Source organism: Stenotrophomonas sp. STEN063 (assembly GCF_056854515.1).
Genome location: NZ_JBXFWF010000026.1, coordinates 40,826 through 54,410 on the forward strand (window position 1 = coordinate 40,826; position 13,585 = coordinate 54,410).

Sequence of the window (13,585 nt, forward strand, 5' to 3'; positions counted from 1 at the left end):
CATGAACTCTTCTGTTTCCTTCCCTCCCATCCGTATCGGCCAAGGCTATGACGTGCATGCCTTTGGTGAGGGCGACCACATCATGCTGGCCGGCGTGCGCGTGCCGCACAGCCGCGGCGTGCTCGCGCACAGTGATGGCGATGTCGCCCTGCATGCGCTGTGTGACGCAATGCTCGGCGCGCTGGCGCTGGGAGACATTGGCGTGCATTTCCCGCCGTCCGACGATCGCTGGAAAGGTGCGGACAGCAGCCGCTTCGTCAGTCATTGCAATGAACTGCTGCGCGAGCGTGGCTGGCAGGTCGGCAATGTCGACATCACCGTGATCTGCGAGCGGCCCAAGGTGGGCCCGCATGCACTGGCGATGCGTGAGACGGTTGCGCAGCTGTTGGCGATCGATCTGGATCGGGTCAGCATCAAGGCCACCACCAGTGAGAAACTGGGCTTCACCGGCCGCGAAGAAGGTATCGCCGCGCAGGCCGTGGCCTTGCTGGTGGCTGCATGATCGCGCTGCCGCTGGCCTTTGGTGAGCCGGTACTGACCGCGGCGATTCGCAGCGTGCCGGAAGATTTCCAGGTTGATGAAATCCCTGCGTTCGAGGCGACGGGTGTGGGTGAGCACCTGCTGCTGGACATCCGCAAGCGTGGCGCCAATACCGTGGCGATTGCCAAACAGTTGGCGCAGTGGGCGGGCGTGCCGGAAATGGGCGTCAGCTATGCCGGGCAGAAAGATCGGCATGCGGTGACCACGCAGCGCTTCAGCGTGCACCTGCCCAAGCGCGTGGCGCCGGATCTGGCGCTGCTGGAGTCGGACGAGCTGTATGTGCTGGCGTCGACCTGGCACAACCGCAAGCTGCAGCGTGGCGCATTGACGGGCAACCGCTTCAAGCTGGTGCTGCGTGGTGTGCAAGGTGACAAGGCGGCCATCGAGGAGCGCCTGCAGATTGTCGCTGCACGCGGCCTGCCAAACTGGTTTGGCGAACAGCGCTTTGGCCGCGATGGCGGCAATGTGCCGGCGGCGCTGCAGATGTTTGCTGGCCGCCGGGTGCGCAAGGACCAGCGTTCGATGCTGCTGTCCGCCGCGCGCTCTGCATTGTTCAACCGCGTGCTGGCCGCGCGCGTGGAACAGGGCAACTGGGACACGGCGCTGGAAGGCGAGGTGTGGATGCTGGACGGCAGCCGTTCGGTGTTTGGCCCGGAGCCGATGAGCGAGGTGCTGGCCGAGCGCCTGGCGCGTTTCGATATCCACCCCAGCGCGCCGTTGTGGGGCGTTGGTGAGCTGCGCGCGACCGATGCCGCACGGGCATTGGAAGATCAGGCACTGGGTGATGAGCAGGCCTTGGCGCTGCGGACCGGGCTGGAGCAGGCCGGGCTCAAGCAGGAGCGCCGTTCGTTGCGCCTCAAGCCCATGTTGATGCAGCACCAGTGGTTGGCCGATGACGTGCTGGAAGTGTCGTTTGCATTGCCGCCGGGCTGCTACGCCACCGCGGTGCTGCATGAACTGGGTGAAGTGACCGACGCCAGTCGCAATGAAATTGCGGGCGCTCCGGCAGCTGAAGCCGAAGCGTCAAGCGAAGAGAGCGCCGCTGACTGAGTACCGCTGCTCAGATCGTAGCCCGGGTAAGCGCAGCGCACCCGGGAAGCAGGATCCAGTGGTACTTCAATATGCCTCATGCGTCGCGAACAGCCCCGGGTGCGCTGCGCTTACCCGGGCTACAGAGACTGCGGTGCCGCGCCGTCCATGCGAATCGACTGGCCGAGCGGATCGCTCAGCGATTGGCCAGCAATACCAGAACCGCACCGGTGCCGCCCTGGGTCGGCGGCGCGGAATGGAACGCCAGCACATCATTGCGCTGGCGCAGCATGCGGTCGACCAGGTTCTTCAGCACCGGCGCACCGCCATCCGACTGCAGGCCTTTGCCGTGGATGATGCGCACGCAGCCGTGTTCATGTGCGCGTGCCTCCAGCAGGAACTGGCGCAGCATGTTTTCGGCCTGGGCGGCGGTGGCGCCGTGCAGGTCCAGTTCGTCCTGTACCGAATACTGGCCACGCTTGAGCCGCTGGAACATCTGAGGTGGCAGGTTGTCGCGCCGGTAGCTGGCGTTGTCGCCGGCTTCCAGCGGCTTGCTGGAACGCAGCAGGCGCGCAAATTCGCCCAGGGCCTGGGATTCATCCTGTTCTGCCATGCGTGCGCGCGGCTTGGGCCGTGGCTTGCCGGTAGCCGGTGCTTCCACCGGGCGCATCGGCGTCACTTCGCCAATGGCCGAGCGGAACAGGGCAGCGTCATCTTCTTCATCTGGGTACGACATTCCTACAGCGTAACGTGCGCACGATCGCAGGCAAGCCCCGGGTGGGTGGAAAGTGCCGCGGTGCATTCCGGTATCATGGTCGCTCAGGTCGGTCCGTCACGGTGATGTACTAACCGGAGGTTCCGGCGATTGCGGCGCTGAGTGGGAGCGTCGCGTGTTGATCCAGTAACCCAGGCCTTTAATGCGCGTACTTGTATCAAATGACGATGGTGTGGACGCCCCCGGCATCAAGATGTTGGCCGAGGAGCTTCGCAACGCCGGACACGAAGTCACCGTGGTGGCACCGGACCGTGATCGCTCCGGTGCATCCAACTCACTCACGCTGGATCAACCGGTGCGTCTGCGCCGCATTGACCATTACACCTGCGCGGTGGCGGGTACGCCGACCGACTGCGTGCATCTGGCGCTGACCGGCATGCTCGAATTCGAGCCGGACATAGTGGTGTCAGGCATCAACAATGCCGCCAATCTCGGCGATGATGTGATCTATTCGGGCACGGTGTCGGCGGCGATGGAAGGGCGCCACCTCGGCCTGCCCTCGGTGGCGGTATCGCTGGTCACGCACAAGCACGAAGCCAAGAATTTCGTTACTGCCGCACGCGCGGCGGTGGAGATAGTGTCGCGGCTGATCGCCGATCCATTGCCGGCCGACACCATCCTCAACGTCAACGTGCCGGACCTGCCTTGGGATCAGATCCGAGGCTTCGAGGTTACCCGGCTTGGCAACCGCCATCGCGCCGAAGCCTGTGTTCCGGCGACCGATCCGCGCGGCAATACCGTGTACTGGATCGGCCCGGCTGGCAGTGAACAGGACGCCGGTCCCGGCACCGACTTCCACGCGGTGCGTACCGGGCATATTTCGATCACCCCGATCCAGGTCGACCTGACCCGCTATTCGGCGCTGGAAAAGGTCGCCAGCTGGGTCGGTGGGCTGACCGAAACCCTGGGGAAGCCTGAATGACGCCGCGCCTGCGCCTGCAGCCGGAGGCCGTGGGTATCGGCATGACCTCGCAGCGGGTGCGCGACCGTCTGGTCGACCGCCTGCGCGAAGTGGGCATTGCCGATGAGGCCACGCTCAACGCCGTGCGCGTGGTGCCACGGCACCTGTTCATTGATGAGGCGCTGGCCTCACGCGCCTATGAGGACACCGCACTGCCGATCGGCCATGGCCAGACCATCTCCCAGCCCTGGGTCGTGGCGCGCATGACCGAAGTGGTGTTGGCGGTCGCGCCGAAAAAGGTGCTGGAAGTCGGCACCGGCTCGGGGTACCAGGCCGCCATTCTTGGCGCGTTGGGCCTTGAGGTTTTCACTGTCGAGCGTATCGGCGACCTGCTGCGGCAGGCGCGCAAGCGCTTCCGGCATCTGGGCATGAACATCCGCACCAAGCACGACGATGGCCGTATCGGCTGGCCAGAGCACGGCCCGTACGATGCCATCGTGGTGACAGCTGCTGCGCCGGCGCTGGTGGATGCCTTGATCGACCAGTTGGCCGTCGGCGGCCGCCTGGTGGCACCGGTTGGCGGGCCGGGCGGACAGGTGCTGTTGCAACTGACCCGGCAGGCCGATGGCACCATTGTCCAGGAAGAGCTGGCGCCGGTGAGCTTCGTGCCGTTGTTGCCGGGCATGCTGGACTGAGAACAGGACTACTCACTGAATGAAGATTTTCGGGCCGTTATACGACCGCGCCATGGTTTGGGCTGCCAATGAGCGTGCGCCCACTTATTTGACCGTGCTCAGTTTCATCGAGGCCATCATCTTCCCGGTGATGCCGGAAGTGATGCTGATGCCGATGTGCGTGGCACAGCCGCGCAAGGGGTGGCGCTTTGCGACCCTGAGCCTGATTGGTTCCATGGCCGGCGCGATGGTGGGTTATGCGCTGGGCCACTACGCCTTCGAGGTGATCAAGCCGCTGTTCGAGGCGATGGGCATGCTGCCGGCGATTGAAAGCGGTATCGCTACCCTGCAAGCCAAGATGGCGGAGTCGCCATGGGCGGTATTCACCTTCCTGGTGCTGGGTGGCTTCATGCCCATCCCGATGAAGGTCTTCACATGGGCCTCGGGTATCGTCGGCGTGCCGTTGCCGCAGTATGTGTTGAGCATGCTGGTTGGGCGCGGCAAGCGGGTTTATTTGTTGGCGGCGGTGATCCGCTTCGGCGGCGCACAGGCGGCTGAGCGGTTGCGGCGCTGGATTGAGCCATTGGGCTGGATTGCCACCGCATTGGTGGTGGGCCTGGTGGCGTGGCTGGTCTGGAGGGCTAAATTCGCATGAATGCATTGATGGTGGGCAAGAGCTTGGGCAGGGCGCTGGCCGTTCTGGCGGTGGTCTCGTTGGCGGCGTGCGGAACTGCCACGGTGGTGAAGCCCTCGGGCGGCAGTTCGGGTTCATCCGCCTCGACCACGCCGCGCACCTCCGTCCCCAAGCCGGGACAGACGGCCATCGTGCGTCGTGGCGACACCTTGTTCGGCATTGCCCGGATCAACAACATCACCCCGCGTGATCTGGCTGCCTGGAATGGCCTGTCCGAGCCGTACACGATCTATCCAGGACAGGCGCTGCGGCTGTATCCGGGCGGGACGACGGCCAGCCGGCCACCGGCTGCTGGTGGTTCGACGACCACCACCACCCGTCCGGTAACGCAGCCAACGGTGGTTGCACCCACGCCAGTCAATAGCGGCATCGGCTGGCGTTGGCCTGCTGAGGGTGCCCTGGTGGGCCGTTTTGTCGCGGGCGAAGCCACCAAGCAGGGCGTGGATATCGCTGGCAGCAGCGGCCAGGCGGTACGTGCCGCGGGCCCTGGTGTGGTGGTGTACTCCGGCGCTGGCCTGGTTGGTTATGGCGAGCTGATCATCATCAAGCACAACGACCAGTGGCTGTCGGCCTACGGCCACAACCGCAAGCGTCTGGTCAACGAAGGGCAGAACGTGAAGGTCGGCGACCAGATCGCCGAGATGGGCCGTACCGGCACCTCACGCGACATGCTGCACTTCGAGATCCGTTACAACGGCAAGCCGGTCGATCCGCTGGTCTATCTGCCAAGCCGCTAGATGTCTGCGGTCCCGTCCTGATCATCGGGCGGGACCTGCAGCAGATGGGTCAGGCCCAATAGTCGAGGGCGGTACCGGGATTGCTTCGGTGCCGTGATGGCATCCATGTTTGAAGAGGGGGGGGCAGGTGCAGAAGCCGAGGTACTGGTTCCAGGCCGCAAGCAATGGGCAGGGTTGGAGCTGGCCCCTGACCTGGCAGGGCTGGGTGGTATACGCGTTGGTGGCAGTGCTGTTGCCGGCAGGATTTTTGTTGTTTCCGCCTACGACCAGTCCGGTCGCGTTCGCCGGCTTCCATGCTTGCGTGGCGGTGTCGATGCTGCTGGTGTGCTGGCTGAAAGGTGAGCCGCTGGCCCGTTAGAGAGCAACATGCAGAGCCCGGCGTCACCGGGTTCTTGATATCTGCAGGTGTGGCAGGAAATCCGGCAGGTGTTGCAGCTTTTCCTGTAGTGCAGAGCCATGCTCGGCAGCGGCTTTTGCAGTGATGCGCCAGCACGCACCGGACTGTGGGAGCGGTGTAAGTCACGAAGCTGATGAACCATCTGATGCATTGCCTGTAAGGCCCTTGCCGAGCATGGCTCGGCACTACAGTGCGGCATCCAGCTCTGCTGGCACGGACTGCCGATCAGGTGTCATTGGGATTGCCGGCATGTCTGCGGGCTACTAAACCGTCAGCTTCGCGGCTTACGCCGCTCCTACAAAAATGCCCCGGCGCAGCGTGGCTGCGCGCTACGGGGTGCTTTCCAGGATGATGGCCATCACCACGCGGCGGTTTTCGCCGGCCAGCACGTTGTACGTGCGTGCGGCCGAGGCGTTGTTCATCACCTCGATGCCGATGCCGCGGGTCAGGCAGGCGGCCATGATCGCCGCTGGCGGGAAAATCTGCTTGTCGCCGGTGCCAAGGATCACCAGCGCCGGATTCAGTTCCAGCGCGGCGTCCAGATCTTCGGCGCGCAACTCGGCCACCGATGCAACCGGCCAGTCTTCAATCAAGCTGTTCGGTGCAAGGATGAAGCTGCGGCTCAGCGCGCGGTCGTTCACCTGCGCATGGCGGCCATCGGCCGAGCGCAGGGAATAGATGTAATCGGGGAGCTCGCGGCTGAACTGCATGGGTGTTCCTCGGCGATCAGCCGCGCGGCAGCACGATCTGGCGCTTTTCCTTGGCCGGGCGATACAGCACGGCAACGTGGCCGATGCGCTGTACCAGGGCGGCGCCGCTGGCCTGGATCAGTTCGCCGATCAGGGTGTCACGGGCTTCGCGGTCTTCGGCGGCAACCTTCACCTTGACCAGTTCATGGCGCTCCAGCACCTCGTCCAGTTCGGCCAAAAAGGCCGGGGTGACCCCTTTGCCACCGATCTGCAGCAGTGCTTTCAGGTCGTGCGCGATGCCGCGCAGGAATCGGTTCTGGGCCGAGGTCAGGACGATGGACATGCAGGACTACAGGTAATCAAGGGGGTTCAGGGTATCATGACCACCCCTGTGAGCCCCATTGCCAATGCCTTCCCGTAGCAAAAGTAGCCAGCGCTGGCTGAAAGAACATTTCTCCGATCCCTTTGTGAAAAAGGCCCAGAAGGAGGGCATGCGCTCGCGCGCGGCCTACAAACTGGAGGAGCTGCTGGAGCGTGACCGCCTGCTGAAGCCGCATATGGTGGTGGTCGATCTGGGGGCCGCGCCGGGTGGCTGGTCGCAGCAGGTGCGCAGGCAGATGGGCGACACCGGCCGTGTCTTGGCGCTGGATATCCTTGAGATGCCGCCCTTGGCTGGCGTGGAGTTCCTTCACGGGGACTTCAGGGAAGAAACGGTCCTATCGCAGTTCGAAGCCATGGTTGGCGACCAGCCGGTAGACCTTGTGCTGTCGGATATGGCCCCCAATAAGAGTGGTATGGATGCGGTTGACCAGCCGCGGATGATGCACTTGGCGGAGTTGGCGATGGATTTTGCCGACAACCATCTCAAGCCGGGTGGGGCGTTCCTGATCAAGTTGTTCCAGGGCGTCGGCTTTGACGACTACGTGCGTGAACTGCGCCGTCGTTATGAAAAAGTCGCCATTCGCAAGCCGGATGCCTCGCGCAAGCGTTCACCTGAGGTTTATGCCCTCGGGCAGGGCAAGCGCACCCAGATAAAGTAAGCTCAGCCATACGACTTTTCAGTAATTAGTATCTAGAGGGACACCGGAGCCGATGAGGATGAACGACCTGACCAAGAACCTCCTTTTATGGGTGGTTGTCGCCGTCGTGCTGATGGTGGTGTTCCAGAGCTTCGCTCCACGCAGTGGGGCAGCCGCCGCTGGCGATGCACGCAATTACACGCAGTTCCTGCAGGAAGTGGATGCGGGCAGGATCAAGTCGGTCGAGTACACCGACAAGACCACGCTGACCACCAACCACCTGCGCTTCAAGCGCGCTGATGGTTCCGACGGTGCGCTGTACGCACCGGCCGACCCGAAGCTGCTGGACCAGCTGTATTCCAAGAACGTTGAAGTTGCCCGTCAGGAACCGGCTGGCCCGAGTTTCTGGGGCATCGTGCTGCAGTTCCTGCCGATCCTGCTGCTGATCGGCTTCTGGATCTTCATGATGCGCCAGATGCAGGGCGGTGGCGGCGGTGCCAAGGGCGCGATGTCCTTCGGTAAATCCCGCGCCAAGCTGCAGGGCGAAGACCAGATCAAGGTCACCTTTGCCGACGTCGCGGGCTGCGACGAAGCCAAGGAAGAAGTTGGCGAGCTGGTCGAGTTCCTGCGTGACCCCTCCAGGTTCACCAAGCTGGGCGGCAAGATCCCGCGCGGCGTGCTGATGGTTGGTCCGCCGGGTACCGGCAAGACCTTGCTGGCCCGCGCCATTGCCGGCGAGGCCAAGGTCCCGTTCTTCGCGATCTCCGGTTCGGACTTCGTCGAGATGTTCGTCGGCGTCGGCGCCAGCCGCGTGCGCGACATGTTCGAGCAGGCCAAGAAGCATGCGCCGTGCATCATCTTCATCGACGAAATCGATGCCGTTGGCCGTCACCGCGGCTCCGGCACCGGCGGTGGCCACGACGAGCGCGAGCAGACCCTGAACCAGATGCTGGTCGAGATGGACGGCTTTGAAGGTGGCGAAGGCGTGATCGTGATCGCTGCCACCAACCGTCCGGACGTGCTGGACAAGGCGCTGTTGCGTCCGGGCCGTTTTGACCGTCAGGTCATGGTTGGCCTGCCGGATATCAAGGGCCGCGAGCAGATCCTGCGCGTGCACCTGCGCAAGGTGCCGGCCGCAGACGACGTGCGTCCGGAAGTGCTGGCGCGCGGTACCCCGGGCTTCTCCGGTGCCGATCTGGCCAACCTGATCAATGAAGGCGCCCTGTTTGCGGCTCGTCGCAACAAGCAGGAAGTCGACATGAAGGACTTCGAGGACGCCAAGGACAAGATCTACATGGGTCCTGAGCGCCGCAGCATGGTCATGCGTGAGGAAGAGCGTCGTAATACCGCTTATCACGAGTCTGGCCATGCCGTCGTCGCCATGTCGCTGCCCAAGGCCGACCCGGTGCACAAGGTCACCATCATGCCGCGCGGTTGGGCGCTGGGCCTGACCTGGCAGCTGCCTGAGCACGACCACATCAGCAAGTACAAGGAGCGCATGCTGGAAGAGCTGGCGATCCTGTTCGGCGGCCGCATTGCTGAAGAGATCTTCGTCGGCGAGATGTCGACCGGTGCCTCCAACGACTTCGAGCGCGCTACCAAGCTGGCCCGGGGCATGGTCACCAAGTACGGCATGTCCGATGTGCTGGGCATCATGGTCTACGCCGATGAAGAAGGCGGCTATGGCATGCACAGCAAGACCATTTCCGAGGCTACCCAGCAGAAGGTGGACGCGGAAATCCGTCGCATCCTCGACGAGCAGTACAACGTTGCGTACCGGATACTTGACGAAAAGCGCGACATCGTCGAAGCGATGACTGCCGCGCTGCTGGACTGGGAAACCATCGACGCCGAGCAGGTCAAGGCGATCATGGAAGGTCGCAAGCCGTCGCCGCCAGCAGGTTGGGTGGACAAGGGCGGCAACAACGACCGTGCCGACGACGGCAAGGGTGGCGACGCTCCGCAGCCGGTGACGCCGATCACCGACCCGGCCGGCCAGCACTGAGCCGGCAGCAGCATCGATACAAACAGAACGGGCCGGTTTTCCGGCCCTTTTTTATGCGCCAGCCGTCGTGCTGGGCGAGAATAGCGGTACTTTGATTTTCCCTGGTTGTGTCCCATGAATGATTCCACACCGCCGCCAAAGGCGCCCTCGGCCAACGTGCCGGAGATGATCATCGCCACCGTGGCCGGTGTTGGTTTCGGGGTGAAGACCAACAACTTCCTCGCCGGTATCTTCATAGGCGTGGTGCTGGGCGTGATCCTGAGCCTGATTGGCAGCCGTATCCGCGCCCGCAACAAGGACTGATCGCCGGCATTGCGCTGTCTTCTGTTGGTTGAGAGTGTGCCGCCGGCTTCGCTGGCGCGCCGTTGCGGTGGCTTAAACTAGGCGCTGTTGCAGTCCACCGGAGCGCCCATGTTTGATGTTTTCCCCACCCTGGAATGTGGCGACCGTACGCTGCGGCTGGATCGGCCGCAGGTGATGGGCATCGTCAATGTCACCCCGGATTCGTTTTCCGATGGTGGCCAGCATGCAGACACCGCTGCTGCCGTCGCGCATGCCCTGGCGCTGGTCGAGCAGGGCGCGGATCTGCTCGACATCGGTGGTGAATCCACCCGTCCGGGTGCAAGCCCGGTGTCGGTGCAGGAGGAGATTGACCGCGTCGTGCCGGTAATCGAGGCTTTGCTTCCACAGGTCGCCGTGCCGCTGAGCGTGGATACCTTCAAGCCGGAAGTGATGCGCGCCGCGCTGGCGGCTGGCGCGCACATGATCAATGACGTGCAGGCATTGCAGCAGCCTGGCGCGCTGGAGGTGGTGGCTGCGTCGAAGGCGGCGGTGGTGCTGATGCATGCGGTCGGCGGCCCCTACGATGCAGGCCTCGCCCAGGCCTATGTTGATATAGCCGGTGATGTGCAGCGCTTCCTGGCCGAGCGTGTTTTCTCCGCGGAAATGGCCGGTATCGGACGCAAGCGCCTGCTGCTCGATCCGGGCTACGGGTTCAACAAGGACACCGCGCAGAACTTTGCCTTGCTGGCCGCACAGGATCGCTTGAACGATCTGGGCGCGCCGGTGCTGGCGGGCTTCTCGCGCAAGCGCTGCATTGGTGATGTCACCGGGCGGACGGTGGCTGCCGAGCGCATGGCCGGTTCGCTGGCCGCGCATCTGCTGGCAGTGCAGAAGGGAGCGATGATGGTGCGTGTGCACGACGTGGCCGCGACGGTTGACGCGCTCAAGGTGCTGGCTGCATTCGATGCGGTGCCGGCGCCGCGCGCCGCCAAGCCGGCCATGCCGCGCTGGCCGGACGAGGATTGATGAGCATCGATCAACGCCCCTTGGCCATCGCCCTGATGGGGCCGACCGCCTCGGGCAAGACGGCCGCGGCCATCGCCTTGGCCAAGGCCTATGACGGTGAGATCGTCAGCGTCGATTCGGCGCTGGTCTACCGTGGTTTGGACATTGGTGCAGCCAAGCCGGACGCCGCCGAGCAGGATGGCATCCGCCATCACCTGCTGGATCTGCGCGACCCCTGGCAGACCTATTCGGCGGCCGAGTTCTCCGCTGACGCCACCGAGGCCGTGCGTGACATCGTTGCGCGCGGCAAGTTGCCGATCCTGGCTGGCGGTACCGGGCTGTATTTCCGCGCATTGCTGCAGGGGTTGTCGCCGATGCCGGAAGCCGATCCGGCCTTGCGCGCAACTATTGCTGCCGAGGCTGAAGTCTGCGGCTGGCCCGCCTTGCACGCACAGCTGGCCGGACTCGATCCGGTCGCTGCCGCGCGCATCCATGCCACCGATCCGCAACGCATCCAGCGGGCGCTGGAGGTGTACCGGCTGACCGGCAAGCCGATCAGCTATTGGCAAGGCTTGCCTGGCATCGCGCGCCTGCCGGCGCGGGTGCTGAAGCTGGTGCTGGCTCCGGCCGACCGTGCGGTACTGCATCAGCGCATCGAGCGACGCTTCGACCTGATGCTGGAGCGTGGTTTCCTGGAGGAGGTGCGGGCGTTGCGGGCCTTGCCACAGATGGCGGCGGTGGCGGCACCCTTGGATCTGCCGGCGGTACGTGCGGTCGGTTACCGGCAGGCCTGGCAGTATTTGGACGGGCTGGGCACGGCCGCCGAGTTCCGTGACAAGGGGGTGTTCGCCACCCGCCAGCTGGCCAAGCGTCAGCTCACCTGGCTGCGCGGCGAGCTGGATGCCCGCTGGTTCGACCCAGTTCGGGACATGTCCGGTGTGCAGAACGCGGTTTCCCGCTTTCTGCAAGGCTGAGCGAGCGCGCGGCGGTGTACCATCAGGGTTCCGGACGGGCAGGGGATGCCGCCATCGGTCCGGTCCATAAAAACAATAACGAGGAGTAGACGATGTCCAAGGGGCAGTCTTTGCAGGATCCGTTTCTGAATGCGTTGCGCCGCGAGCGCGTGCCGGTTTCGGTCTACCTGGTAAATGGCATCAAATTGCAGGGCACGATCGAGTCGTTCGACCAGTTCGTGGTGCTCCTGCGCAATACCGTCAGCCAGATGGTCTACAAGCACGCCATTTCCACCGTGGTGCCGGCGCGCAACGTGCGCGTGGGGCCGGGTGGTGGCTACGTGCAATCGGGTGACGGAAGTCAGGCAGCTGATGACGATATTGACAACGACAACGAATAAGCAGGTGGCGGCGCATGTTTGACCGCTCTAAAAAGGGCGAACATGCGCTGTTGATCCAGCCGCATGTTGGCCGGCTGGAAGAAGATGTACTGGAGGAATTCACCGATCTGGCGCGCTCGGCCGGGGCAAGTGTTGCCGCGACCATCACTGCGCGCATGGACAGGCCGAACCCCTCCACGCTGATCGGCAGCGGCAAGCTGGAAGAGGTGAAGGCTGCGGCCGATGCCACTGGCGCCGATCTGGTGCTGGTCAACCATCAGCTCAGTCCGGTGCAGGAGCGCAATCTTGAGCGCTACCTGGAACGCCGGGTCATTGATCGTACCGGCCTGATCCTGGACATCTTCGCCCAGCGTGCGCACAGCCATGAAGGCAAGTTGCAGGTGGAGCTTGCCCAGCTGCGGCATATCGCCACGCGACTGGTCCGCGGCTGGACTCACCTTGAGCGCCAGCGCGGTGGTTCCATCGGCCTGCGTGGCCCGGGTGAAACCCAGTTGGAAACCGACCGCCGCCTGCTGCAGAAGCGGGTGGAGCAGCTGCAGAAGCGGCTGGAGAAGGTCGAGGTGCAACGCACCCAGATGCGTCGCGCGCGCGTGCGCAGCGAAATGCCGCGTATCGCGCTGGTTGGTTATACCAATGCCGGCAAGTCCACCTTGTTCAATGCCTTGACCGGCGCTGGTGCCTACGCCGCAGACCTGCTGTTTGCGACGCTTGACCCCACCGTGCGGCGTATCACCTTGCCCGGTGGCAATGCGATGCTGGCCGACACCGTCGGTTTCGTGCGCGACCTGCCGCATGACCTGGTGGCGGCGTTCCGCTCTACCTTGTCCGAAGCGCGTGAGGCGGATTTCCTGCTGCATCTGGTCGATGCCGCTGATCCGCTGCGCGAGGAACGTATCGCCCAGGTCGATGAAGTATTGGAGGCCGTAGGTGCGGGTGACCTTCCGCAGCTGCTGGTGTTCAACAAGATCGATCGCATCGAAGGTGCTGAAGTGCGCCACGACGCGCAGGATGGCGTGCCGGATGAATCACGGCGCGAGCGGGTTTGGGTTTCCGCGCGTGATGGCCGTGGGCTGGAACTGCTGCAATCGGTATTGGGCAAGCGCCTGGGCCTGCAGCATGTCACCGGCCAGATCCGTCTGCCGCCAAGTGCCGGCCGCCTGCGCGCACGCCTGCACCAGCTGGAGGTCATCCGCAGTGAGCAGGCTGATGAAGAAGGTTGGCTGATCGACGTGGATATCCCGATTGCCGAAGCCGAGAAGCTTGCAGCAAGCGAGGATGGTGCGGTGATACGCCCGCTGTTGCCGGAAAAATTGCCCGAATGGTGATTCGGGCGGGAAGAGACAGCCGGCCCCGTGCCGGCTGTTTTGTTTGTGGGAGCGGCGTAAGCCGCGAAGCAGATGCGTCATCAGATGGCACAGCTGCCAGCCACTTCAGCATCATCAGCTTAGCCGCATAAGCCCCTACTACAACAACCGCACCTGTGC

16 protein-coding genes are annotated in these 13,585 nt (G+C 63.9%); 13 read left to right on the forward strand and 3 right to left on the reverse strand.

All coding sequences use genetic code 11. The features are described from left to right. Position 1 precedes the first annotated feature (1 nt). Together ispF and truD are read left to right on the forward strand one after the other, a co-directional pair. Positions 2 to 502, forward strand: a complete 501-nt coding sequence (ispF, locus tag AC1VWL_RS09085) for a 2-C-methyl-D-erythritol 2,4-cyclodiphosphate synthase (protein WP_296249138.1) — start codon at positions 2 to 4, stop codon at positions 500 to 502. Further along, on the forward strand, positions 499 to 1,590 hold the full coding sequence (truD, locus tag AC1VWL_RS09090; RefSeq protein ID WP_482986449.1) for a tRNA pseudouridine(13) synthase TruD: 1,092 nt from the start codon (positions 499 to 501) through the stop codon (positions 1,588 to 1,590). Before ispF ends, truD begins: the two co-directional genes overlap by 4 nt. Before the next feature lie 175 nt (positions 1,591 to 1,765). Here the strand turns inward: truD and AC1VWL_RS09095 are convergent, their stop codons facing one another. Then, complete coding sequence (locus tag AC1VWL_RS09095) at positions 1,766 to 2,305, reverse strand: Smr/MutS family protein (RefSeq protein ID WP_482986450.1); 540 nt, start codon at positions 2,303 to 2,305, stop codon at positions 1,766 to 1,768. A 181-nt stretch (positions 2,306 to 2,486) separates the two neighbouring features. Between AC1VWL_RS09095 and surE the strand changes: the two genes are divergently transcribed. The 4 genes from surE to AC1VWL_RS09115 are packed head-to-tail and all read left to right on the forward strand — an operon-like array spanning position 2,487 to position 5,350. After that, entirely contained in the window at positions 2,487 to 3,266 is a 780-nt protein-coding gene (gene surE, locus AC1VWL_RS09100) for a 5'/3'-nucleotidase SurE (RefSeq protein WP_482986451.1), read from the forward strand. Continuing rightward, positions 3,263 to 3,940, forward strand: a complete 678-nt coding sequence (locus tag AC1VWL_RS09105) for a protein-L-isoaspartate(D-aspartate) O-methyltransferase (RefSeq protein WP_282271936.1) — start codon at positions 3,263 to 3,265, stop codon at positions 3,938 to 3,940. Before surE ends, AC1VWL_RS09105 begins: the two co-directional genes overlap by 4 nt. 19 nt (positions 3,941 to 3,959) lie before the next feature. Further along, entirely contained in the window at positions 3,960 to 4,574 is a 615-nt protein-coding gene (locus tag AC1VWL_RS09110) for a YqaA family protein (protein WP_303749664.1), read from the forward strand. Then, positions 4,571 to 5,350, forward strand: coding sequence for a peptidoglycan DD-metalloendopeptidase family protein (locus AC1VWL_RS09115; protein WP_482986452.1), 780 nt, complete (start codon positions 4,571 to 4,573; stop codon positions 5,348 to 5,350). The genes AC1VWL_RS09110 and AC1VWL_RS09115 overlap by 4 nt, the downstream gene beginning before the upstream one ends. Positions 5,351 to 6,076: 726 nt before the next feature. On the opposite strand, the gene AC1VWL_RS09120 is transcribed toward AC1VWL_RS09115, so the two are convergent. Both AC1VWL_RS09120 and yhbY read right to left on the reverse strand, forming a co-directional pair. Beyond that, positions 6,077 to 6,457 carry an Mth938-like domain-containing protein gene (locus tag AC1VWL_RS09120; protein ID WP_296249158.1) on the reverse strand — a complete coding sequence of 127 codons (381 nt, stop codon included), beginning with the start codon at positions 6,455 to 6,457 and terminating at the stop codon, positions 6,077 to 6,079. Between the two features lie 16 nt (positions 6,458 to 6,473). Continuing rightward, positions 6,474 to 6,779 carry a ribosome assembly RNA-binding protein YhbY gene (yhbY, locus tag AC1VWL_RS09125; protein ID WP_282271931.1) on the reverse strand — a complete coding sequence of 102 codons (306 nt, stop codon included), beginning with the start codon at positions 6,777 to 6,779 and terminating at the stop codon, positions 6,474 to 6,476. 64 nt (positions 6,780 to 6,843) lie between these two features. On the opposite strand from yhbY, the gene rlmE reads away from it, so the two are divergent. The 7 genes from rlmE (at position 6,844) to hflX (ending at position 13,426) form a co-directional block, all read left to right on the forward strand. Then, positions 6,844 to 7,476 carry a 23S rRNA (uridine(2552)-2'-O)-methyltransferase RlmE gene (gene rlmE, locus AC1VWL_RS09130; RefSeq protein WP_282271929.1) on the forward strand — a complete coding sequence of 211 codons (633 nt, stop codon included), beginning with the start codon at positions 6,844 to 6,846 and terminating at the stop codon, positions 7,474 to 7,476. Positions 7,477 to 7,534: 58 nt separating this feature from the next. Further along, complete coding sequence (gene ftsH / locus AC1VWL_RS09135; protein WP_481614480.1) at positions 7,535 to 9,460, forward strand: ATP-dependent zinc metalloprotease FtsH; 1,926 nt, start codon at positions 7,535 to 7,537, stop codon at positions 9,458 to 9,460. Positions 9,461 to 9,574: 114 nt separating this feature from the next. Further along, positions 9,575 to 9,763, forward strand: a complete 189-nt coding sequence (locus AC1VWL_RS09140) for a hypothetical protein (RefSeq protein WP_282271167.1) — start codon at positions 9,575 to 9,577, stop codon at positions 9,761 to 9,763. 108 nt (positions 9,764 to 9,871) lie between these two features. After that, positions 9,872 to 10,768: a dihydropteroate synthase gene (folP, locus tag AC1VWL_RS09145; RefSeq protein WP_482986453.1), complete on the forward strand. Its 897-nt coding sequence runs from the start codon at positions 9,872 to 9,874 to the stop codon at positions 10,766 to 10,768. Continuing rightward, on the forward strand, positions 10,768 to 11,721 hold the full coding sequence (gene miaA / locus AC1VWL_RS09150; RefSeq protein WP_482986454.1) for a tRNA (adenosine(37)-N6)-dimethylallyltransferase MiaA: 954 nt from the start codon (positions 10,768 to 10,770) through the stop codon (positions 11,719 to 11,721). Before folP ends, miaA begins: the two co-directional genes overlap by 1 nt. 92 nt (positions 11,722 to 11,813) lie before the next feature. Beyond that, complete coding sequence (gene hfq, locus AC1VWL_RS09155) at positions 11,814 to 12,101, forward strand: RNA chaperone Hfq (protein WP_282271171.1); 288 nt, start codon at positions 11,814 to 11,816, stop codon at positions 12,099 to 12,101. Between the two features lie 14 nt (positions 12,102 to 12,115). Then, positions 12,116 to 13,426, forward strand: coding sequence for a ribosome rescue GTPase HflX (gene hflX / locus AC1VWL_RS09160; RefSeq protein ID WP_282271180.1), 1,311 nt, complete (start codon positions 12,116 to 12,118; stop codon positions 13,424 to 13,426). Positions 13,427 to 13,585: the final 159 nt, after the last annotated feature.